Raw genomic sequence first — 24,216 nt, forward strand, 5'->3', positions numbered from 1 at the left:
CCATAACTACCTATCTGAATAGTAAAAAAACCTTTCATCTCTGTATTGAAATGAAGGTTTTTTCTGATTATTGCATACAAAGTAATTACAGATAGATAGATAGAGCCAGAGGAGCGCCTCCAGACTATACCGGTTCCTGTGACTGACCCTCCAAATAAGAAATAATCATCTGCTGGCCTATTTCCAAGTGCCCCTTCAGCAGGTGAATCGCTTCATCAGCCTCACCCGCTAATAACGCTTTCGTAATATCTGCATGACTATGAACAACAAAACCGATATCCCCGTAAGTCCCTGTCGTCATTTCTATTAAAGCACTCGTCAAGCCTTTGATCATCAGCCACATATTGAGCAGCGTACGGTTGCTTGCGGCTTTCACGATTTGATAATGATACTCGATATCCAATCGAATCGTATCTGATTTGGAAGTGCTGGCTTCCATAGCTTGCTGGACTCCCTGTACACCAGATAAACCATGATGGTTTCCCTGTTCAATCAAGCTGCGAATCGCCAAGGCTTCCAGCATACATCGAAGCTGAAATAAATCCTTTACATCCTGCTTGCCATATCCCTTCACCAACGTTCGGCCATTTCCCGGAGTTTCAGTCAATCCTTCGTTCTCAAGCAGATGGATCGCTTCTCGAATGGGCCCCCTGCTTACGGCAAGCTCCTTCGATAACTGTGCTTCACTCAGATGAAATCCTTTTGGATACTCGCCTAACAATATTCGGGTACGTAAATAGCTGGCAACCTTCTCTGATAAAACTTCCTTTTGAATCATGTTACTCACTCCTATGGAAAGCTGCCGTCAAGCGCTTAACAGAACCGATACTTGCGGACTGCTTCTTCATCTACCTCCACACCCAGACCCGGCTCCTCGATAGGCAGCACCCAGCCATCCTGCTGAACAATCGGGTTATACACGAGCTCGTGCTGCATGGAGCTTGGAAGCGGCTTAAGCTCCATGATTATGCAATGGGGCGAGGAAATCGAGAGATGAACACTGGCGGCGGTTGTTAAGGCCGTACTCCAGGCATGGGTATTGAATTTGATCTTGGCATCGGCTACAAGAGTAAGCACCTTGAGAAATCCGGTAATACCATCGGACCGTGCAGGATCAATACCGACAATATCGATCAAGCCCGTCCGGATCAGGCGGGAATAGGCATCCACCGTCGATTCACGCTCTCCCGACGCCAGCAGACAGCCCGTGGCCTGCTTGAGCCGGGCAAAATCAGCAAGCTGATTCGGCTCAAAGGGCTCCTCAATCCAGTCGATTCCATATTCGGCAAACTGCTTCGTCATTCGGATCGCGTGTGCGACATCCCATTTGACCTTATGCCCGATATCGACCATAAATCCAACCTTGGGACCGATTGTGCGACGGACTGCCTTGACGAATGCCATATCGTATTCTTCGGTTAAACCCAGCTTCGCAGTTCCTTTTTTCCCAAAGCCTACCTTGACCGATTGATAGCCTTCATCGATGTAGCCCTTGATCTCATCGGCATTTTTTTGATGCTCGAAATATTTGATATGAATGCTGGCATTCGCATGAAGCTTATTCAGTACTTTGCCGCCAAACAGCTTGTAAAGCGGCTGCTGTAAAGCCTTTCCTTTAATATCCCATAAAGCCATATCGATAGCGCTGATAGCAAAGGATGCAATTCCGCCATCTCCACCATACCACCACACATGCTCTTTCATCACCTGCCAGTGCAGTTCGGTATCCAGTGGGTCCTTGCCAATCACAAGCGCCGTCAAACCACCATCAATTAAAGCTGCCGCCGCCTTAACGGCTTCCGGCCACATCGCTATCCCTTCCCCCCAGCCCACAAGTCCGCTGTCCGTCTCGATTCGGACGAGCATCGTATAACGCGTGCTGTTATCATCATTTGGCTCGATATAACGCATGCCCATCGGCTCAACCTTCATGATTTTCATAGCATCACCTCATGTATAAGCCACCATTGATATCCAAGGTAGCTCCTGTAATGTGACTGGCTGATGCATCACTTAAAAATAATATGCTTTGCACCACATCCGCTATTTCACCGAGTCGGCCATCCGGTGTTTTGGAAATCATGCCTGCAACACCCTGCGGAGTAAAATCGGCAATCATATCTGTCTTGAACGGCCCTGGTGAAACGGCATTCACACTAATTCCATAGCGGGAATATAGAGCAGCAAATGACTTGGTCAAAGCCACTACTCCGGCCTTGGAAGCTCCATACGGAGGGCTGACCAGCGTTCCACCGTTGTACGCACTGATCGAGCTGACATTAACAATACGTCCATAACCCCGCTTCTTCATATACTCTGCGGCTGCCTGGCAGGCGAAAAAGGTTCCTTTTACATTTACGTCCATCATTCGATCCCATAGCTCATTGTCCACATCGGCTGCCGCTACGGTAGAGCATACTCCGGCGGCATTGATCAGTACATCGATTCTCTGCGCCTCACGTTCAATCATCTGCAGCCATTCCTTCAGTCGGGCCGTGTCTCTGACATCAACAGAGGAAACATCGAAGCTGTCGTGTTTATAGGTCTGCGACAGTGTTTCCCTGGCTTGTATCAAATTGGCATCATTGATTCCACAGCTGTACACCTTGGCACCGCTTTGAATGAAACTTTCCGTTAAAGCGTATCCTAATCCGCTTGTCCCCCCCGTAATGACAACAACCTGCTTTTCAAAATTCCATGTGATCATCGGCACTGCCCTCCTTTGGATTATCGCAGTCAGTCTCTTAACGAGTAGCTCACCGGCAAGGATATACATCCAATACGGCGAAAGTCTAAAGTATGCGCTTACAAATAAGGTTTCAAAGCAACGAATGGAATCATTAAGGCTTCTCTTGAGGTATTGACCACGCAGGCGGTCAGCATAGCTTGATGGGAAGGCAGCGGCAAAAGGAACATCCGACAAAATCAGCTTTTTCGCATGTATCAGCACTGGATAACTGTTAACAGTTTACTATAAATAAATTATAAACGACCCTCTTCCGTTCAGCAAGAGGGTCACTTGTGCTCCAATATAAAAATTAGGCTAAAATCGATGATTTTATAGGCAGCTTCAGCTTGTATTTATATTTGATTTTCCTTCAACCGCCCGATCATCGCCTCACACCATTCCGTGTAGCTGCGCTCGAAGCCGATCCCCATCTCCACAACGGCAATCGAGGAAAATAGCGGGTGGTCACTTGTTAATCGCTCATGTTGCGCACGCAGCGCGGCAACCTTTTCTATATAATCGTGAAGGCGACTTTGATGCTCCAGCTTTTTGTCCTCCAGGAGCGCAATCATCTTGTCCGGCTCCACCAGCCATGAGCTGTACTGTTTGAGAATAAATTCATCCCAAGCACCAGGCTCAATCGGTTCAAGCACCCAGGCCTTTAGTTTTTCAACCCCGGATTCCGTAATTCGATATACTTTCCGGGCCGGCCTGTACGATTCTCTTTCATGCGATTGCAGCTCCACCAGACCCTCCGCCTCCAGTTTGGACAGAACCGGATACAGTTGATTATTGTTGATCTTATAAAAAAGATTAATTCTGCCATCCATTTGCTGCTTCATATCATATCCACTCAACGGCTCACGCGCCAATAAACTGAGCAATACATATTGAATTGTACTCATGCATTCATCCCTCTCGAAATTATAAGTTAATTTTAACATAAGTTATTATTGACATATTAACTCAGTTGTTATAAGTTAATTTTAACCTATTAACAATTCAACTACAACTTATCATGGAGGAGAGATCAACATGCGTCTTGTTTTTAACGATCAAACATTTTCATTTGAATTACTGCGTACCCTCAGCTATGCGCCCTATGGAGGGGCAGATATCGGGGAATGACTGCTAACCGCCTACAAGATCGAGGAAGGCAATTTTGAAAGCTGGTATAAGGAATGGCGGTCAACCGCCGAACGGGTTCATTCATTGGCCGATTCAGCGCTTGCTTCCGGTCAGCGTATCAGTGCCCGCGAAGCTTATCTCCGTGCTTCCAATTATTATCGTACAGCGGAGTTTTTTCTGCATGGCAACGTCCATGATCCACGAATTCTGACCACATGGGAAAACAGCCGAATGACGTTCTGGCAAGCCGCTCAGCTTATGGATACACCGGTTGAACAAATCAACATCCCCTATGAGGGGACTTTTCTTACAGGGTATTTCTATAAGGTTGACCATTCCAACAAGCCACGTCCTACTCTCATTATTCACGGTGGCTACGATTCTACCGGAGAAGAGCTGTATTTGGGTGGAGCGGCCGCTGCCATACAGCGCGGCTATAACTGCCTTACGTTCGAGGGACCCGGTCAAGGCTCTGCTATTCGTCTGCAGCAGCTTCCGTTCCGTCCGGATTGGGAGCACGTCGTTACACCCGTTGTGGATTATGCATGCACCCGTTCCGAAATAGATCCAAATCGAATCGCACTCATGGGTATCAGTTTTGGCGGTTATCTAGCTCCACGCGCAGCGGCCTATGAACATCGACTTGCCGCTTGTATTGCCAATGACGGTTTATTCACCTTTCGGTTCAGCGAAATGGGCAAGCCTTTTATGGAGGCCAATGAAAAAAAGGACCCGCTGCCTCAGGACTTTGAGGATGTTATTATAAAAATAATGAACCAACACAGCGGCATACGCTGGGCGATAGAAAACGGAATGTTTACCTTTCAAGCCAGTACCTTAATGGAGCTTGTTCAAAAAACCGAGCCCTATTCGCTGGCTGGCATTGCTGAACAAATCATCTGTCCAACCTTGATCTGTGAGGCCGAAGCCGACCATTTTTTCGCCGGACAGCCCCAAAGGCTCTATGATGCCCTTACTTGTCCCAAAACCTATATGAAATTCACCGCAGAGGATGGTGCAGAGGAGCATTGTCATTTTGGAGCACTGCTGCTGTTCAATTACCGCCTGTTCGAATGGCTGGACCAGACGCTTCATATCCATGAATAAAATGATCAGCACGCCTTGACCGGACAGCAAAAACCCCTTCTGCGTGGATCGCAAAAGGGGCAGTCGCTTATAACGTTTCAACCTCTACCGTTTCTATATAAGGCAAGCTTTTCATTTCATAATAGACCTCCGAGGCAATTTTCTTTTCAACAAGAAGGATAAAATTCAATTCCTGCTGCTCGGCGCTCAATTCTTTGATATGAATATTGTTCATCTTATAGTGCTTCGCGATAATCAGCTTGATAATACTGGTCAAATCACCTTCGTGCTGTACAACAAGCTTGATACGAAGCTCTTTTAAGGTCAAATTTTTGGGCCCTATTTTTTTGATAAAAAACGGAACGGCCACAACGCTCGCCAGGATGAGCAGCATGCCAAATATGGCCTCAATATAAAAGCCGGCCCCTACAGCTATCCCCAAGCCGCTGGCTCCCCAAATCATGGCTGCAGTCGTTAAGCCTACGATGACATCGTTTGATTTTCGAAGAATAACACCGGCTCCCAGGAAACCGATCCCGCTCACAACCTGAGCAGCCAAACGCATCGGGTCCATAACGTGAAGTCCGGCTATCGCATATTTGTTCGCAGATTCAATGGAAACAATCGTTAGCAAGCAGCTGCTTAGACAAATAACCAACGAGGTTTTCAAGCCCAATGGCTTGTTGCGAATCTCCCGTTCTACACCAATAACCATACCCAAAATAGCCGATATACCCAGCTTCATTAAAATTTCAAGCTCAAACCAACCAATTTCCATCATACATCCACCTTCTAATCACGATCACCGCTCTGGTGAAGCTGCCGTTGTGTATTTATTATCGTCTACCAGACGGAATTGTTCCATTATATCAAATAAAACCTGACATTGAATAGTCAGAAACAATTAGATAAATACGTGGCAGCATGACTCATTTCGCTGGACAATAAAAAACCACAAAACGACCATCTCTCGTCTTGTGGTTTATTGCTTGGATTCCTTTATGCTGAGCAAGGAGTTCAGCTGCTCCAGTAAATTACCGCCGCCCGTGAGTGAAATCGTTCCGATTTTCTCACAGATTTTTTCCAGAAACTCCAGCTCCTTCAGACGATACAGCGTCTGGTTCTCATCCATCAGCTTGGCTGTATTGAGCAGACTGCGCGTTGAGGCCGTTTCTTCACGACGGGTAATAATAGTAGCCTGCGCCTTCTTCTCAGCCAACAGGACCGTATTGAGAATATCCTTGATATCGCCAGGCAAAATAATATCCTTCAGGCCGGCTGACAGAAACTGCACCCCGTAATCCTCACTTCTCCGGTTCAGAGCAGAGAGTACGAAGATCGCGATTTCCTGCTTCATTTTCAACAAGTCATCCAGCTTCAGCGTACCTACATATTCGCGCAAGATCAGCTGCAGCAATATATATATCTGGTCCTCGAACGATTTGATCTCAAGCGACTTCAGCGGGTTTACAATTTTATACTGGCAAACAAAGTTCAGACGAAGCGTGACCTTGTCCTCTGTCATAATTTCCTGACCGGTCATATCCAGCTGCTGCTGCCGCAAGTCCAATGTTTTACCTGCAACGTGAACAGGACCCTTCCAAAAGTAATACTTGCCGGGACGCAGCTCCCTTTGCATCACATGATTGTAATACAGTACGCCTGCCTCATGCCCTGCAACCTCAATCGTCTGGTAATATCCGGTCAGCTTCGGCAAAATCGAACGCTCCACCGCAGCATCCATCTCTGGTTCCCGGGTATCGATACGCACACAGGTATGGCGCTTCAGCACGTTCCAGAACACATACAAGCCAGCCGTCAACAGCGAGACAAACTTCCCATCCTCATAATGCAGCACATATTCATAATCCTGAACGTCTATGATGGTCAGCTCCTTAAGCAGCTGCTCATCCTGAATGAACAGTTGAACATCCTTGTTGGGCACATAAAAACGCTTTGCCACATCCATGATGATAATGGCATCCTCGGAAAATGGACCAAATCGGTACGTTCCCGGCTGCAGATGCTTGATGTAATTGCCCTGGCGAAACAGCAAGCCCCGCTCACCGGTTTGAATGATAACTTTTTTAAACATAGGACATCCTCCTTAACCTTCTTTGAATTTGACCTCTTAATTTAGGAAGCCTCCTGAAGCGAGAGCGGAGTCTGGCTTAAGAATCGGGTACATCAGCTTTCAGTCTGCAGCCTCGGTGAAACGCCACAGGGTTAACTTCAACCCGTAAACCGTTTAACTTTGTCCACAGTCTGATCTGCGATTCCCCCGCTTCGGTATCCACCGACTACAGAGCCTGCCAGCAGTGTGAGCACAAGTGCCTACTGAGACTTCCTGTCCAAGGCCTTGTTCAGCATTTTCAATATCGCTCGATTAAAAGTCGAGTGCTCTACCACTGAGCTAATTGCCATGCAGGCAATAAGGGATTCGAACCCTTGACACATCGGAGATTGACACCGGTATAAACGTTACAGTATACCTGCACCCATAGTGTGCGGGCACTGCGGGATGCTCGACATCCCTGCCTGGGTAAGTTACCCGTGCATCAACCTGTCTTATCATCGCTCATTTTGAGGTGCAGGAACATGGTGAAAGTATTACGACTCGCTACAAACTTTCCATTTTCTTCATTTCCTTCTGCTGTTACAATAGCATTGCGGTTCCATAACGGTATTTCTGCACGAAAGAGAACAACCAGAATTGAGGGATTCACATGGCCAAGGAAAGCTTCGATAAAGAAATCCAGTTTTTACGTATGCTTGTCCTGACTGGCGGCGCATACAGTCGACAGCAATTTGCCGATCGACTTGGCATTTCTGTTCATACCTTTGACAAAACGATCAAACGATTAAAAGAAATTGTCGGCTCGATCTATCGCCAGCTGCCTGAGGACCAGGGAAAAGAACTCGCCGATATGATCCGCTACAGCTATTTGGATTCCACGGACCCTATGCTGCTGTTTCTATTTCGCGCCAAATCGCTTAAAGAAACTGAATCCAAGCGGATCTCCTTGCTGTTGGCCACCCTTCATAAGAAGCCGCTGACCGCCATGGAGCTGCTGGATGCCTGCTGCAGCGCAATGCCCTCCGAGCTTGCTTTGCCCGATGAAAAAACAGTCCGTTCCGATCTCAAATATCTCGAAGAGGTTGGCGTAATCGCCAAAGAACCAGGACCGCGCCCATATCGTTACCGCATTAACCATGACCTGGTCCGGGATTTATCGCAGGATGAGCTGCTGGATCTGTATGATTTTGTAGATGTAATGGCCAATACTCAGCTTCCTTCGGTACAAGGCTACCTGCTGCGGGACAGTCTGAAGAAGAGTCTCCAGTACAGCCAGTCGGAGAAGCTGCTATTGGAGCCTTTTCTGTATAAATATCATTATTACTCCCGTATTTTGGATGAAGCACATTTGTTCGTGCTGCTCGAAGCTATCCGCAGCCGCCGTAAAGTGCAATTTTTATATTTTTCGCCGAAAAATCCGCAAAGCTATGCTTCGCAAAATACGAACCCCTTGTTTGAACGCGAAGCGGAAGGCCATCAGGAGCTGACACTTCCCTTAAAAGTAGTGTACAATCATCAATATGGACGCTGGTACCTGCTGTCTCATCATGCACGGCATGGTATCAGAAAATATCGAATCGAGGGAATGACGCAGATTGGCGAGGGCGAGTCTGTTAGCGAGGCATTTTTTGAAAGTAAAAAGCTGGAGCTGGAGCATAAAATTCAACACAGCTGGTTAATCGATACCGGTCATCCGGTTACAGTTCGTGTGCGATTTTTCAATCCGGTTCATTTGCAGACGAATTTCGTCAAGGAACGTGTGCTGCTGCAAGGACAATGGGGACTCATTACCGAAGAGGACAAGGAATCATTTATATATGAAATAACCGTCAACGGGACGCAGGAGATCAAGCCATGGCTGCGAAGCTTCGGTTCCAGCTGCGAGGTTCTGGAGCCGAAGCGGTTCCGACAAGAGCTGATAGCCGAATGGAAGGAGATACAGTCTTACTATGAACCTGAATCTGTTTGAAAAAATATTTAACTATCAGATTATTTCCCGCCTGGAGGATTCTGGCACCTTCATGATCACCTCCCATGAACGCAGCTGGCTGAAAACCATGCTCCAGCATCCCGCAGCGGAGGAAGCGTTCACGGCAGCAACACTTGGAAAGCTGCAGCAGCTCCTCGAACCGGAGAGCATGATGGACATAACCGAGGCTTTCACGGAAAAAGCCCGCAGCACAGAGCGGCAGGTTTACCACGCTTACCTGCGCCCCTTGCGTCGGGCGATTATGAATCAGCAAGGAATTTGCATCAGCTATCAAGTGAAAGGCGGGCGGACCAAACTCGATGAACTCGGGTTTCCTTATAAGCTGGAATATTCTATGGTCAAAAAGGAATGGTATCTGCTCTGGTACCATCAGCGGCGCAAAACCCTGATGAGCACACGGCTGCACAAAATCTTGGCTGTAGCCGAAGAAGCTCTGCCTGATCATGAAATCGCACAGTATGGCGCAGCCATTCACGCCGCTCTTGAGCAGCATAAGGCAAGCACCTCCATTCAGGTACTGAGGGAATATAACCGCGAGCTGTCACGCATCCTGTATGCCTTTTCCTGCTTTGAAAAGGAGGTCGATTATGACGCCGAATTAGATCTGTATACGATTCAGGTGACATTTGCCAAAAATGAGACCGATTATATGCTGTCCAAGCTTCGCTTTCTCGGCAAACGTGTCCGCATCGTCGGGGATCCGGCCCTCCAACAGCGAATGTACGAAACCACTGTGAAGGCTTTGGATCGTTATGCGGACAATGGATGATAACGAATGCCGAGACGAGTTTGTTAGATTCTTATCGTCTGTAGGCGCTTCTCACTCATCCAGACAATCGAACAAGCTGCTCACAGCAGGAACCGTCTCGGCAACGATACGGCCCTGACTGATAACATAACGGCAAGCCGGCTGCTTGTTCACAAGCTCCATCGCATCACGAGCCTCTAGTACAACAAAATTTGCCGGTTTGCCGACCTCTATCCCGTATTGATCCTCTATCTGCAAAGTCTTCGCCGCACGAACCGTCACCATTCGTACCAGCTCGGCCACTTCTTCCCGACCCGTCATGTGCGCAAGATGGGCAGCCATATGGGTAGCCTGCAGCATATGGCCGGTACCAAACGGATAGAAGGGCGTTTGAATATCATCATGCGCCACACTCACATTCACACCCGCCTGCCACATTTCCTTGATCCGGGCGATGCCGCGTCCCTTCGGGAAGCTGTCGAACCTGCCCTGCATCGCACTGTTAATAAGCGGACAGCATACCACATTGATTCCAGAGCGGGACAGTAGGCCGAGCAGCTTTTGAAAATAGGCCTCTCCATAATAAGCCGTTGCATTGCAATGACTTACGGTTACCCGTTCGCGCAATCCCGTTTGAATGGCCAAATGGGCAGCGGTTTCAATAAACGTTGAATGTCCGTCATCAATTTCATCGCAAAAGATGTGGACAAAACGCCCGTATTTCTCGGCAAGCCGGAAACAAACCTCCAGCGAAGCAATCCCTTCCTCCCGCGTATGCTCAAAATGCGGTATCGCACCAACTCCATCCGCGCCCAGCTGAAGCGCTTCTTCAAGCCGCTGCTCATTATCCGGGCAGGCGCGAATGCCATCCTGCGGAAATGCCATAACCTGAAGGTTAACATAAGGCTTCACCCGCTCACGAAGCTCCAGGAGTGCTCGGAGAGCAACCAGCTGCGGATCGGAAATATCCGCCTGTGTGCGTATATGCAGAATACCGCCGACGATATACATCCGCAGCACCTTCTCAGCTCGCCGCAGCACATCCTCAATGGAAAGGCTCTGCTTCCGCTGCTGCCACAGCCTGATGCCTTCAAACAAAGTGCCGCTCTCATTCCAGGAAGGCTCACCAGCTGTGAGCACCGTATCCAGATGAATATGCGATTCAACAAAAGGAGGCAGCGCCAGATAGCCGCTGCCTTCCACTTCGCGCGTGCCGCTATGAGCAGGTATCGCGCCGATCAGCGTTATGGTTCCATCCTGCAGGCCGATATCGACCAGGGGCAAGTCTTGTTTGCCTTGCAAACGCACATTTCGAAATACGAGATCGAACATCGGAATCACCTTCTTCACATGTTAACAAACTATTCCTGTCAGCTTTCACGGCTCATTTCCGATTCATGCCATGAGCTTAATACCCATTTGGAGAAAGCGTTGACCAAGAGGAAAAATCCGATACCCAGCACCGATGCAGATAAGCCGCAGGCGAATAAATAAGCTGTTTTCAGACGGGCAGCTGCGTTGGTAATCGCGTAGCCAAGACCACCCTTATCCCCGCCGATTCCGGCAATGTACTCACCGACGATTGCACCGATGACACAAAGCGTACACGAAATCTTGAGACCGGCTATGATGTAAGGCAGAGCAGCCGGAATACGCAGCTTCCACATCGTCTGGAACGGGTTGGCATTGTATAAATAAAACAGATTGCTCATATTGTGATCCGTAGCATTCAATCCGATTAACGTGTTCGATAGCATCGGGAAAAATCCGATCAAAAAAGCGATAATGACGATTGCATTCATCCCCGCGTCGAACCAAATAACGATCAATGGAGCGACGGCAACAATCGGAATCGTCTGCAATATAATTGCGTAGGGATAGACGCTTTTCTCTATCAGCTTCGAGCTGGCCAGCAGAATCGCTCCGAGGACACCAAGCACCACACTCAGCACAAAGCCCACGATCGCTTCGATTGCCGTAGTAGAGACGGACACCCACAAATCTCCCTTGTTCAACCAGGCGGCACTTACGATATCCGATGGTTTGGGCACGAGATAGACGGGCAAATTGAGCAGGCCCACAATCAGCTGCCAGCCTCCGATAAACACCATAAATGCGATTAATGGAGGCAGTATACGCTTGACAAAACCGAGGCGCATGAATCGGTCTTCCATTCTGTACGTCCAGGCCGCACGTTCACGCTCCGGGAATATCTCATCCTCAAACATCATTGAATACACCTTATCCATTGCCATAGCAGTCAGTCTCCTTTCGATTGGACTTGTATTCCCAATGATCGTATTGGATTATATTTACATCTCGCAAATAATTTTTCCGGGATTAAGCAGTCCTTGCGGATCATTCAGACGTTTTCTGCGCTGCATACTGCCGACTTCACCGCGCCCGCCGTTTTCCAATACCCAAGTATGGGGATCGAAAATTCTCACACCAATCGACTCACAATAATGAATAATCTCGTACAGCCGCTCCTCGCTTTTGTAAAAAACGAGCGGCAGGCAGGTAGGCGTGATCGCCCCCGAATTGCGCATCCATTCAAAATGAAACAGAACCTCATCACCGAACTGCTGCTTGATCAATCGCATTTGTTCCAAATAAGCTGACAATTGAAAACCCGCTTGCAAATAGGTTAAGGTTGAATCGGATTTCATTCCCCACAAGGTCGTATGGTTCCATGTAAAATCAGAGACCCCGATCGTTCGCCGGTATTTGTCCGCTTCAATGACATGTCCGATATGCCCGTCAAAGCTTTGCGCAAGCGCGTCTACCATTGGCAGCATCGCTTCGGCGATTTCAACCATAACAGCCGCCATATCTGGCTTGATCACTTTGGCAAACGGAGTAAAATACGAAGGAATCGGCCATTCCATCGGACTGATCAATCGTTTCTGGATCGTTTCATCCGCTGCCAGCGCCTCTCCAAAACGCATCGCTTGCTCAAAGGAAGGAAACTGGACAATGAGCTGTGCCCATTCGGTACGCGGTGCCAGCGGAATTGTGACCTCTGTCATGATGCCTGTCGTTCCATAATTGTGAATGTAATCGAACAGGTCGCGACCCTTCACTACTAATCGCTGCGGCACTTCTTCCATTGTATAGATGACAGCCTCCAGCACATTGCCATCCCATAGATTGCCATAGGTTATTGAACCGATACCGCCCGAGCCACCACTCACAAAGCCGCCTACCGTTGCTTTTACGTAAGTGCTTGGGTAAATACGAATTTCCTGACCCGCTTCCCGCGCTGTTTTCTCAATCGTGCCCAGCTTAACCCCGCACTGCAAGCGGGCATAACCTTCACCGATTTCGATAATTTGATCCATCCGGCTCAGGTCAAGCACAATACCGCCCTGCAGTGGAACCGCCTGACCGTAATTCCCCGTTCCTGCTCCGCGAACCGTTACAGGAATTGTAAATGAATAGGCAAAAGCGAGCACAGCCGCAACTTCGGTTTCATTGCGCACAAGCGCCACACCATCGGCTGCCTTGATGTCTTTGAGCTGACGATCAAGCACAGGCGAATACCAGTAATAATCCTTGGACAGCTTGGCCCGGATCTCCGGATCAAATACCATTACGTCCTTGCCAAGCAGCTCAACAATGTCATGCTCCCAGCTTAAATCAGCAGCCATAAGTTTATGCTCACTCCTTCGATTTAATGATGTAAAGCGGCAGATACGTCACGAACAAGCTGTCCGAATTGTGCAGAGGTCCGGTATGCCTCATCCCTTGGAAAAGGGACCGGAATTTCGATCTTTGCCGAAATTTTACCAGGGCGTGCTGTCATCACAACCACACTGGTGGACAGAAACACCGATTCGAACACGTTATGCGTGACGAACAATACGGTCATTTTCTTGTCCTGCTGCCATATATTAAGCAGCTCGGTTTGAAGCGTTTGTCTGGTGATTTCATCCAGAGCGCCAAAAGGCTCATCCATCAGCAGCAGCTTTGGCCTGGAGATTAACGCCCGTGCAATTGAGACCCGCATTTTCATCCCGCCGGACAGCTGCCTTGGCAGCACCTTCATATAGTCCTTCAGTCCAACCAGCTCCAGAACCCGCTCCGCTTCCTCCTGCTGCACCTTTCTGCTGATCCCGCCGCGCAGCTCCAGAGGAAGCTTCACATTCGCCTCCACCGTCGACCACGGCAGCAGGGTATGATCCTGAAACACAAACGAGGTATGGCTCTGCTTGCGCGCTTCCTTCGGAGTGGTACCGAAAATATCCAGCTTTCCCCCGCTTGGACCGCTAAGACCGGTAATGATTTTGAATATCGTTGATTTGCCGCAGCCCGAGGGCCCGACAAAGCACAGGAATTCACCTTCACGTATGGACAGGTTGACATCCTGCAAAGCAACGGTTCCGTTCGGGTATATTTTAGATAAATTTTCCATATTAACAAAACTATCTGTAGGCTGGTTGGCTGCGAACGCTCCATTCATAGCTGCTGTTCCCAGCAGGGTAGGCTCTATTGCCATTCGCTTCATCCCCGATCTTGGATTGATTGCATATCGAAATGATAAATGTCCATTAAACCTGCTGCGATATCGAGCCCATATTGATGAATCATCGCTTGACCCTTTTCCACCGTAGCTGCCGAAGCATCACCGGAAATGCCGGTAACGGATAGATCGTCCATGACCCAGGCAAAGGCCCGATTGCGAAATTGTAAAAACCGCGACTCCGGAAAATGGGGGATTTCAATAGGCGCGAGCTCCATATGCACCCAATTCGATTTGGCCGCAATAACAACGGACGTTTCTACATCTCCCGCATGAATACCAACCTGCTTTTCCTTCGCTGTAATCCATGCATCCGCAGAACCCAGACCGCCTGGGTCCAAACGAAAGACCGCCATGCCGGTTTCGATCCGGATGTCTCGGGCCATCATATTCAACAAATCCGTATTGCCGCCATGTGTATTCACAAGCACCAGCTTCGTAAATGCACTGCGATGCAGGCTTTTTGCAATATCCATCACAACCGCCATCAGCGTAGTCGCCGATAACGAGATCGTTCCGGGATGGCCCAGATGCTCAGTGCTTTTACCGTAAGGCATCACTGGAAGCATCCATATATTGGCATCATCGGGAAGCTGCTCGAAAGCCTCGGTCAGCAAGGTTTCGGAAATCAGCGTGTCTGTATATATGGGCATATGCGGTCCATGCTGCTCAATCGCTGCAATGGGCAGTACAATTAATGCATCGTGCTTGGCAAGTTCAGCAACCTCAAGCTTACTTAAACGCGGGAAAAAGCATTGATCCCACGCTTTACCTACATAACGTCCTGCTGTCAAGCTTAAGCACCTCCGCTAAATTTGTATGATTTATAACAGCTTCCGCTCCTTATAGAGCTGAAGGGCAGCAGCCAATCGGGCAACACGCTCACCAAGCCTCGCTGCCATAACCAATTCACGCCGATCAGGCGACAACGAGCTGTCAGGACCTGCCAAGGTCGATGCTCCATAAGGTGAACAGCCAATCGGATCAGCCGTGAGGTATTCAGGATTCTCCGTATACGGCAGGCCGACAAATATCATGCCAAAATGGAACAGTGGAACCATGGAAGTCAGAATGGTCGCCTCATGACCTGTATGAATCGAAGCGGTGCTGTTGAATATTCCTGTCGGTTTACCTTCCAGCGAACCATCGATACAGAGTTCTCCGGCAAATTCAAGGAACAGCTTGACCTGTGCCGGCATCGATCCATAATAGGTTGGAAATCCCCACAATATCCCGTCTGCCCAGCGCAGATCGTCGTTCGTCGCGATTGGTATTTCCTTTTGCAGCTCCAGTGAAGCTTCGTATTTGGCATAACGGTCTGTCAGGCGGAAGCGTCCGGATAATTCCTTCTCCGTCTCATCTGACTCAGGCAATTCCTTGTCGAGCGTGATCGTACGGTTACGGGGTGAAGCCATTTCAGGGATGCGGACAATACGAACGTCATTTCCCGACTCTCTGCCCGCTCCCTCTGCGACCGCCTGCGCCATTTGAAAAACGTGGCCAAAAGCGCTGTAATAGACGACGAGCACGTTAGCCATAGCAGGCTCAACCCCCTTCAAGCGGCTTACGGAATGAAACCATTTCGCAAGCCTGCTCCCAGTAATTAGATAAAGCCGTATCCTGCCAGCTCGCTTTATTTGCCGCCATTCGCAGCCATTTCCCTTGGTTATAAACCCAGCGTCGGTCGGGAAGCAGCGTAAACAGCTCTTCCGGCGATTCACAGTCCAGAATAACGAAGCTGGCGCTAACCCCGGGCCGAACCCCATAATCCTCAAGCTCAAGCACAGCTGCTGGAACATCCGTTATCATCCGCAGCAATGTACGAAGATCAGCAGAGCTTCCCATATGGGCTGCATAGGACCCGATCAGAGCAATCTGCACCAAATCCCCGCGCCCAAACGGATGGAAGGGATCATGGATATTGTCCGAAGCCACCGCTATCTTCATACCGGCATCCCAGATTTGCTTCAAACGCGTAACACCACGTCGGACCGGAAAGCTGTCATGCCTCCCCTGCAGATATAAATTCACAGCTGGTAAAGAAACAGCTTTTAATCCCGACTCTGCCATTCGTTCAATGAGCGGCAAAGCATCCTCGTCAGTCATCGAAGCTAACGCACACAGATGATCCACCGTAACACGTCCGGCATAACCGTATTCCTGCGTTCGAAGCGCGATGTGCTCTACCGTTCGCATCAAAGGATTGTCAGTTTCATCCGAATGGAGATCGATCGGCAGGTTGTATTTCTCTGCAAGACCAAAAATCCGGTCAATATCCTCCTTCGGTGTTAGGGATAGATGCGGCGCCCCGCCGATCCCATCTACACCCATGCGCAGCGCTTCTTCCACAACCTCGACGTCTGCTGAATTCATATTGTAAGGCAGCATCGGAAACAGCTGCAGCTTCACGTAGGGTGCCAATAATTGTCTGGCTTCCAGCGCCGCTTCAATCGTACGGAGTGCCACCTCTCGGGAAGCCCTCATATTAAAATCAAGATGTGTGCGTATGTGAGTAGTGCCAAACGACAAGGCCTGCAAAGAAGATCGCATCATTCTCGACTGAATTTCGAATTTACTAAAACCCGGAGATGCCGCGGAATAATTGCGGACAGCCTCCTCTAGCGTACCGGTAACATTGCCGACTGTAGTTAAGGAAAATGATTTATCCAGGTGCATATGGGAATCTACGAAGCCCGGAAGCAGCAGCTTACCTTCCAGGTCAATCTGACAAATAGCCGATGGATCCGTAGTGGTGCGAGGGCTCCAATGCTCCAACGAAGTGAAATCCGGTTGAACGGCATTGGCTTCCTGTATCTGGATGCGAGTCCATTTGCCATTACGAACCGACACCTGAAACAGGCAGGCTTCGTCTTCCATAGGCAATCTCACATTCAATAATTCCAAATTTTCCAATGAAGCCAATGCCGCCACCATCCTATCATCATTTGTTTGAACTGTATGACCTTAAGCTTATTTCTTGGGCAAAAATTGTGTTGTAAACACCTTGCTTAAATCCTCTGCTTTCTTCAGAACGCCTACATCCACCAGCTGCTTCTGCACTTCAGCCCAACGCTCCTGAGTCATAATCCCGGTGCCTTGGGTTACCGCATCACCGCCATAAACAAAATCCATTTCCTTTTGTGCACTGTATTTCATCATGTCCAGACCCATGTCCGGATTCTTTTCTTTAATCATAGGATGAATTTCATCGGAGTGATCCTTGTAATAATCCCAGCCTTTAACTGTCGCTTCGACAAAAGCTTTAACCTGGTCCGGATGCTCTGCAACCATTTTCTCGGTCGTAAAGTACACACCCGCATAAATGTTGTAGCCTGAATCTGCATTTAACAGCGTACCGAACTCAATATTTTGCTGTTGGAGCGTGAATGGCTCGGAGGTTAGATAGCCTTGGGTTACCGAGTTTTTATCATTGACAAAGTTGACTAATTGTCCGGTATACTTCATTTCCTGTGCCGTTTCCAGCTTATATTTTTTCTTCATGTACTGCCAGAAGTTAGCAGTAGCAGCTACATAAACCTTATGTCCATTCAGATCGCTAAAGTCCTTAATTCCCGAGTCCTTGTGAAAAATCAAAGCCTGTGGACTCTTCTGCATGGATGTCGCTATCGCGATGATCGGAATGCCTTCCTGTCTCGCTACCAAAATATCATCACCGTTCGCCATCCCGAACTGCGCCTTACCGGATGCCACGATCTGTGTGGCAGATACCGAAGGCCCTCCAGGAGTTAGCGTCATATCAAAGCCTGCATCCTTGTAATAGCCTTTGGCCAATGCCGCAAAATTGCCGCCGTGCTCAGGCTCTGCAAACCAGTTAAGAATGAGACTTGCCGGTACAAGTGCCTTAGGCGCTGTCGCTTCTGCCGGTTTGGCTGCTGCTGGCTCCGCAGGCTTGGCAGCCATAGTGTCAGCAGGCTTGGGTGTTGCAGCTGTCTCGGGCGGCTTTGCGCTTCCGCAGGCTGATAAAGCACCGGCCAGCAGGACCAGACAGAGCGACGTAACCACATTGCGTTTCCCCAAAAACATGGCAGTACGATTGAATAATTTCATTCTTAACTTCCCCCCTATTTTGGATGAACCCACTGCAAATCTGCTGATTGCATGAACAAAATATAATCCGGCGTAATGTATAAGTCAATATATATAACATTTAATTGTGTAATTTAACAAAATATCGAGCCTTTTTCGTTAGCTGGCCTATTAATATGTTATATAAACTAACATTAAAGATTTTTATTATTCTATTCTAAATTGCACTAATGACTGAAACAACTCTTCAGACAGCACATTCAAAGCTTCAGACGACATCGCCACTTCCTTGGTCGCACCTACCTGTTTTTCCATAGATACTTTAACATGATGAGCATGGGAAACCGCCTTGCGGGAAACACCGACACTATCCTCCATAGAAGCCGACACCTCTTCCGTATTGGCAGATATTTGCTCGGAGGCTGCAGACACCTCCTGAATCTGACTGGCTACCTGCTCCACGGATTTCAATATTCGACCAAACACAACACTAACCTGATCCAGCAGCACACTGCCTTTATCCACCTCTTTAATTTCAACACCAATCTTATCCACAGTCTCCTTGGCACTATGCTGAACCCGGGAAATCAACGAAGCTATTTGCTTGACGGATTCGTCCGATTGCTCAGCCAGCTTCCTAACCTCCTCAGCCACAACATGAAACCCACGCCCATGCTCACCGGCACGCGCCGCTTCAATTGAAGCATTTAAAGCCAGCAGCTTGGTCTGATTCGATATCTCCTTAATAACAATAAGAATCCGGTCAATTCGAATCGACAATTCATGCAGCTGCGAGATCGTGACCGCCGTTTCACTAACTTTGGTTTTGATTGAGGCCATTTGAACAACGGCTTGTTCCAGATCAACAGACCCTCTACGCGCATCCTGAGCCGCATCACCAGCTGCATTCGCCACAACCGAGGAGGTTTCGGCAATTCTCTGAACACCGAGAGATACTTCATTCATGGCCGACGCAGTATCCTGGGAGCTCCGCATCTGCAGCTCCGATCCAACAGCCACCTCCTGCATAATATCCGTAATAACTCTGGAGCTGCCCGCCGTTTCCTGAACACTGATCCGTAAATGGCCTGCAGATTCATAAGCCTTTTCCGCCACCTGCCTGCTGCGTCCCACCACATCCTGAAAGGAATCCGCGAGCAGATTATAGGCAGAAATGACATTACTAAATTCATCTCTTGTCCCCGAGCTTACTCTCACCGTCAAATCCCCCTGGACAAGCTGCTGTGTAGCCTGATCCAGCTGAACGATCGCATTTTTGACCGAGAAATAAAAGCCTGCAAACAAATAAATGACCACCACCAAAATGAACAGCAGCAGCAGAGCGACAAGCAAACCGTTAACTTTGTGATCGCGAATTCGCTCGTCAAAGCGCTCCCCCATCAGATTTAGCTGGCTTTCGTGCAGATCAAGCAGCGCTTTTTTGGCAATTTGACTGGTAGACGTTACCTCATCAGCCAAGATTACAATAACACCGGCATTTACGAGTTTATCGTCCAGCAACTCCGTAACCGCCTTGGTGGAAGCTGCATTTTTTGCCTGCAAATCCCGTAAAGCCATTTCAAACCGTGGATTTTGTTTAATAACCAGCTCGGCTGATTGATTCATCTCGGATAATACCGCATCCAACTCAACCGTCAGACGAATAAGATCCTCTCGCTCTTTCACATTTTTAATCGATCCCCGCATGGCAATCTCGGTACCCATCAGCTCTATCTTTTCAAGATGGGTCCAATAGCCCGGAAATATATTGACGACAGCATTCATCAAATAATACGTATCCATTTCCGAATCGAGAATGAGACCCGAATTGTTTGTCACTTCATCCATTTGCTTCAAAATCATTTGCTCAAGCTCAACATGCCGAACCTCATAAAAAGCTCTACTCGTGGAACCACCCTCAGCCTTGATCGTCTCCCACTGCTTCACCAAATTGGACCACGAATCAGAATCCATCAACCCGCTTTGAGGTGCGGACATTTCTTGGATAAGATCGTTTATAATCCGATCGATCCTGCCACCAATCTCCTTGACATCACCTCTGACAGCAACCCCCTCAGACCCCCCATCCAAACTCCATCCATACTGTTCCAATGCCACAATCATTTCCCCAAGGCCACGCTGATAAACCAACCCCCGAGCTTCCAGCTCTGTATGACGAACATCCTTATTCATGTTGTAAAACATCTGAAATGTGAGCACCATAATCGGAATCACAAACACGAGTCCGATCAGCACAAATTTTTGAGCGTAACGCAGCCTGTTCATCAACCACATTGAAGGCTTAAACAAACGCTCCAACCATCGCCCCCCGCTTGCAGCAGCTATCTTCATCATCTACCCACCTCTACCTTCGACATATTTTTGACTGACTAGCAATAGCTACACGGAACCGGATAAACCGGATGTTTTCCGCAATCTTTCACCAACAGCCTACATCGCCCCCCAGTCCAATAATGATTCATTAAGAGACTGCGTTCTTATCACTAAAATAGAAGCAGCTCCACTATAGCCCTCATGTTATAATAACGTCAATAAACATGACATAATTTCGTTAAAATTAACAAAATACCTATGTTAAATTTTGTATTCCATATAAAAATGACACATCAATCTCCACACTTTGTCTGTTATATCGTTCCGACAACGACACCCAGCTCCTTCAACCACCGACGGTAAGCAATGGAAAACAGGTCCACCTTATGGTTAAGCTCTACCTGCAAATCAAGCGGCAGCAGCTCAGGCTTCTGCGTCTCAATAACACGGGCATCCTGATCAAACACCATATCCTGAAATTGAATAAAATTCGCATCATCCACATCAAACGCATAATTGCGCGAAACGACCATAAATACGAGACATTCCTCTGCTGTGACAGGCAGAACCGTCAGCATGATCCACAAGGCTTGACCGTTGCTGGGGTCAGCCTTGGTCAGCCGTGCCGATAAAGGGCGATACACTTCCTTTCTATACACATAGGTCGTCCCTTCACTTTTATCCGAGCCTGAATGAGCTACAGGCTGAAAAATCGGCACGTCTTCAATATAAATGCGTTCCTTCTCTTTAATCACCTTAAAATCAGGAAGCTCGGCATAATCGGGATGCCCCAGTAGACCCTGGTGCACAAACATCAAATGGGCAAAATCGGTAAAATTCTCAATAACCCTCGTTCCTGCCGCATGCACCGTATAGGGCCCACAAGCAAGCGGACGAAACTGAGGATCAGCAAATTCTTCAAAATGCGGCAGCTCCGCTGACGGTTCACCGATACAAACCCAGATAAAACCGTACTTTTCCATACAGGAATAAGCCTGAGCCTTGGCTCTTGGCGGAATCTTCTCCCCCCTCGGCTGTGCTGGAATGCAGACGCATTGACCGGAGGAATCATACTGCCACCCATGATAGGGACAGACGAGAATATCATCCTGAACCCAGCCTTTGGACAGCATAGCTCCACGGTGGATGCATAAATCCTGAAAGGCATGTACCCCCTTCTTCGTCCGATAAATAGCTACTCGTTCACCCAGCACCATAACACCAATCGGCTGCTCCTTAAGCTCGGAAGCCAAATAAACTGCATGCCAATCATTTTCCAATACCGGATCCTGCAGACGTTTTTGATACATAGCAATCATCCCTTCTCCTTGTAGTCAATTCATGGTATTGAACTTTTTATTCAACCGTCGAAAAAATCGGATAACTCGCTGCCAGCTTGCTGCGAAGCGCATCCACTCTTACCTGGGCTCGCAGCAGCACCTCCTGCTCATCAATCCCCACGCACAATCCACCTTCAACAACAACCTGACCCCCTACCATCACGAGATCAACATCGTTGCCATTGGCATTGTACACGATGGCTGAAGCTGCGCGATGAACCGGACTGATATGCACCTTCATCAAATCAATCGTGACCACATCCGCCTTTTTACCTGGCTCCAGACTCCCCAGGTCATCACTGCGACCCATCGCTTTTGCCCCATTAACCGTTGCCATCCGAAGTACATCCATAGGGGGAAGCAATGTCGCATCCAACTGATTCACTTTGTGAAGACATGCCGTGAACTTCAGTACCTCCAGATTATCCTGGCAATTGTTACTCCCCGGTCCATCCGTACCCAAGGCGACATTAATTCCAAGTCTCTGCATCTCCGGCACCCGAGCTACACCCGAAGCCAGATACATGTTGGATACCGGACAATGCACAACCGTAGCTTTTTCGGTGCGTATCATCTCCAGCTCGCCATCATCAAGCCATACTCCATGGACGACCTGCGTCTGCTCGCCAAGCAAGCCAACCTCGTTCAGCAGCTCCAAATTTCGCAAACCATAACGAGCTACCGTATTGTCAATCTGCTCACTCGTTTCTGCCACATGCACGTGCGAGATCAGCTTGCGATCCCGGCTGAATTTGGCCGCCTGCTCCAGATAACCACGCGAGCAGCCGTATAAATTAAGCGGCCCCAACGCAATCCTTATACGCCCAGAGGCAGCGCCATCCCAACGATCGAGCAATTGATCCGTTCGTGTGAAGATTTGCTCCTCCGTCTCGCGCAAGCGCTGCTCATGCGTCATATCCGAACCACCGCGCGCCAAATGCCCGCGAATCCCCGAATCCACCATCGCCCGTAATACACCTGCCTCATTATCTGGAGAGGTATGAATATAATGATGATCCATGATATAAGTGGCACCTGATTTCAAATTTTCCATACAGCCAATTAATGCCGCCAAATAAAAATCCTCAGGTTCCATGGCCAGACTCAAAGGCCAAATAATTTCACGCAGCCATCTCGAAAGCGGTAAATGATCAGAAACCCCTCTCATAAAGGTTTGGAACAAATGCGTATGTGCATTCACAATACCCGGAATGACTGCCTTCCCTTGTGCATTGTAAGTATAAGTCGATTGGACTACCAAATAGTCCAGACTCCCGTCCAGCTTCCACTCCCCAACCGCTTTAATTACATCATGCTCCATATACACATAGCCCGGTTTAAACACCTCATTATCCTTGTTCATCGTAATTACCGTTCCGTTATAAATAAGTTTGCCAGCCATAGCCAATCTCACCTCCATGTAATAATACTTTACGTAAATAATGATATTCGAAAAATATGTTATGTTTATTAACATGATTATATGCAGACATCCACATTTCGTCAACACCACTTGTAAATCAATATTCGCATTTTAGTTACTATTATGATAATAAAATGTTTAATTGATTAACATTTTATCGATTTATAACAAAAATCAAGTAAACTTATCGATTTTTCTATGCTAAAATAAAATTATGTAAATTTTAATGGTCTTGAAGGAGGGTTTCGAATTGGAATTGCCGCATCTGGATCAAACCGATCAGGATATTATCAAGCTGCTGCATGAAAATGGACGTATGTCCTATGCCAAAATCGGCGAGCTGCTGAATCTGTCTCGTGTAGCCATTCAAAAACGCGTTGAATCGTTGATCGAGAACGAAATTATTGAAAATTTTACAATCCGGCTGAACGCCACCAAGCTCGGTAAAGTCGTCAGCGCCTTCTTTGAAGTCGAGGTGGAGCCGCGCTTCGTCCAGCAGGTCGGTGATTCCCTCAGCGCCGATCCCAATGTGATCAGCATTTATCAAATGACCGGTCCCAGCACCCTGCATATGCATGCCTTATTGAAGGACGATGCAGCTCTTGAGCAGTTTTTGTTCCAGCATATTTATACACTTGAGGGCGTGGTCAGCGTGACTACACAGGTTGTAATCAAGCGATTCAAGCAGGGAACCGGTTTAGAGCTATGAGTGTGTCCACCTCGTTAGCGTCTCATCTCGACAGAAAAAGCCTGCTTAAGCTCCCAGTTGGAGACTAAGCAGACTTTAGGGGGT

The 24,216-nt window shown here is 48.2% G+C and carries 21 protein-coding genes; 4 read left to right on the forward strand and 17 right to left on the reverse strand.

Translation table 11 applies throughout. The features are described from left to right. Positions 1-124: 124 nt before the first annotated feature. The 4 genes from NST47_RS30345 to NST47_RS30360 form a co-directional block, all read right to left on the reverse strand. On the reverse strand, positions 125-778 hold the full coding sequence (locus NST47_RS30345) for a GntR family transcriptional regulator (protein ID WP_341158465.1): 654 nt from the start codon (positions 776-778) through the stop codon (positions 125-127). 35 nt (positions 779-813) lie between these two features. Further along, positions 814-1,941, reverse strand: a complete 1,128-nt coding sequence (locus tag NST47_RS30350) for a mandelate racemase/muconate lactonizing enzyme family protein (protein WP_341158466.1) — start codon at positions 1,939-1,941, stop codon at positions 814-816. Positions 1,942-1,945: 4 nt separating this feature from the next. Then, a complete protein-coding gene (locus tag NST47_RS30355) occupies positions 1,946-2,707 on the reverse strand; it encodes an SDR family NAD(P)-dependent oxidoreductase (RefSeq protein ID WP_341158467.1) in 762 nt (253 codons plus the stop codon). Between the two features lie 374 nt (positions 2,708-3,081). Beyond that, the gene (locus tag NST47_RS30360; RefSeq protein ID WP_341158468.1) at positions 3,082-3,633 is read right to left on the reverse strand and encodes a PadR family transcriptional regulator; all 552 of its coding nucleotides are present in this window, start codon (positions 3,631-3,633) and stop codon (positions 3,082-3,084) included. A 307-nt stretch (positions 3,634-3,940) separates the two neighbouring features. Here NST47_RS30360 and NST47_RS30365 point away from each other — a divergent pair, with 307 nt between their 5' ends. After that, positions 3,941-4,963, forward strand: a complete 1,023-nt coding sequence (locus NST47_RS30365; protein ID WP_445667417.1) for an alpha/beta hydrolase family protein — start codon at positions 3,941-3,943, stop codon at positions 4,961-4,963. 67 nt (positions 4,964-5,030) lie between these two features. Here the strand turns inward: NST47_RS30365 and NST47_RS30370 are convergent, their stop codons facing one another. Both NST47_RS30370 and NST47_RS30375 read right to left on the reverse strand, forming a co-directional pair. Next, positions 5,031-5,720, reverse strand: a complete 690-nt coding sequence (locus NST47_RS30370; protein WP_341158469.1) for an MgtC/SapB family protein — start codon at positions 5,718-5,720, stop codon at positions 5,031-5,033. Positions 5,721-5,924: 204 nt separating this feature from the next. Then, positions 5,925-7,037 (reverse strand): slipin family protein, encoded by a 1,113-nt coding sequence (locus NST47_RS30375; RefSeq protein ID WP_341158470.1) that lies wholly within the window; start codon positions 7,035-7,037, stop codon positions 5,925-5,927. Between the two features lie 631 nt (positions 7,038-7,668). Here NST47_RS30375 and NST47_RS30380 point away from each other — a divergent pair. Together NST47_RS30380 and NST47_RS30385 are read left to right on the forward strand one after the other, a co-directional pair. Beyond that, positions 7,669-8,988, forward strand: a complete 1,320-nt coding sequence (locus NST47_RS30380; RefSeq protein ID WP_341158471.1) for a helix-turn-helix transcriptional regulator — start codon at positions 7,669-7,671, stop codon at positions 8,986-8,988. Next, positions 8,969-9,778, forward strand: a complete 810-nt coding sequence (locus NST47_RS30385) for a WYL domain-containing protein (RefSeq protein ID WP_341158472.1) — start codon at positions 8,969-8,971, stop codon at positions 9,776-9,778. Before NST47_RS30380 ends, NST47_RS30385 begins: the two co-directional genes overlap by 20 nt. A 51-nt stretch (positions 9,779-9,829) precedes the next feature. Here NST47_RS30385 and codA read toward each other — a convergent pair whose 3' ends face one another. The 11 genes from codA to NST47_RS30440 all read right to left on the reverse strand — a co-directional run bounded on the left by codA (position 9,830) and on the right by NST47_RS30440 (position 23,402). Continuing rightward, a complete protein-coding gene (gene codA / locus NST47_RS30390; protein WP_341158473.1) occupies positions 9,830-11,107 on the reverse strand; it encodes a cytosine deaminase in 1,278 nt (425 codons plus the stop codon). Between the two features lie 20 nt (positions 11,108-11,127). Further along, entirely contained in the window at positions 11,128-11,931 is an 804-nt protein-coding gene (locus tag NST47_RS30395; protein WP_262687340.1) for an ABC transporter permease, read from the reverse strand. A gap of 138 nt (positions 11,932-12,069) precedes the next feature. Next, on the reverse strand, positions 12,070-13,407 hold the full coding sequence (locus NST47_RS30400) for an FAD-binding oxidoreductase (RefSeq protein ID WP_341158474.1): 1,338 nt from the start codon (positions 13,405-13,407) through the stop codon (positions 12,070-12,072). Between the two features lie 23 nt (positions 13,408-13,430). Then, positions 13,431-14,219 (reverse strand): ABC transporter ATP-binding protein, encoded by a 789-nt coding sequence (locus tag NST47_RS30405; RefSeq protein WP_262687339.1) that lies wholly within the window; start codon positions 14,217-14,219, stop codon positions 13,431-13,433. Positions 14,220-14,260: 41 nt separating this feature from the next. Then, positions 14,261-15,073, reverse strand: coding sequence for a creatininase family protein (locus tag NST47_RS30410; RefSeq protein ID WP_341158475.1), 813 nt, complete (start codon positions 15,071-15,073; stop codon positions 14,261-14,263). A 30-nt stretch (positions 15,074-15,103) separates the two neighbouring features. Beyond that, positions 15,104-15,817, reverse strand: a complete 714-nt coding sequence (locus tag NST47_RS30415; protein WP_341158476.1) for an NAD(P)H-dependent oxidoreductase — start codon at positions 15,815-15,817, stop codon at positions 15,104-15,106. A gap of 7 nt (positions 15,818-15,824) precedes the next feature. Continuing rightward, a complete protein-coding gene (locus tag NST47_RS30420; RefSeq protein WP_341158477.1) occupies positions 15,825-17,201 on the reverse strand; it encodes an amidohydrolase family protein in 1,377 nt (458 codons plus the stop codon). 48 nt (positions 17,202-17,249) lie between these two features. After that, positions 17,250-18,347: an ABC transporter substrate-binding protein gene (locus tag NST47_RS30425; RefSeq protein WP_341158478.1), complete on the reverse strand. Its 1,098-nt coding sequence runs from the start codon at positions 18,345-18,347 to the stop codon at positions 17,250-17,252. 186 nt (positions 18,348-18,533) lie between these two features. After that, positions 18,534-20,678 (reverse strand): methyl-accepting chemotaxis protein, encoded by a 2,145-nt coding sequence (locus tag NST47_RS30430; RefSeq protein WP_341158479.1) that lies wholly within the window; start codon positions 20,676-20,678, stop codon positions 18,534-18,536. Between the two features lie 296 nt (positions 20,679-20,974). Beyond that, complete coding sequence (locus NST47_RS30435; RefSeq protein WP_341158480.1) at positions 20,975-21,970, reverse strand: aromatic ring-hydroxylating dioxygenase subunit alpha; 996 nt, start codon at positions 21,968-21,970, stop codon at positions 20,975-20,977. A 46-nt stretch (positions 21,971-22,016) separates the two neighbouring features. Then, positions 22,017-23,402: an amidohydrolase family protein gene (locus NST47_RS30440; protein ID WP_341158481.1), complete on the reverse strand. Its 1,386-nt coding sequence runs from the start codon at positions 23,400-23,402 to the stop codon at positions 22,017-22,019. Between the two features lie 271 nt (positions 23,403-23,673). On the opposite strand from NST47_RS30440, the gene NST47_RS30445 reads away from it, so the two are divergent. Then, entirely contained in the window at positions 23,674-24,132 is a 459-nt protein-coding gene (locus NST47_RS30445) for an Lrp/AsnC family transcriptional regulator (RefSeq protein ID WP_262687286.1), read from the forward strand. Positions 24,133-24,216 lie beyond the last annotated feature (84 nt).

It is taken from the genome of Paenibacillus sp. FSL H8-0034 (genome assembly GCF_038000305.1).
Classification (GTDB): Bacteria; Bacillota; Bacilli; order Paenibacillales; family NBRC-103111; genus Paenibacillus_S.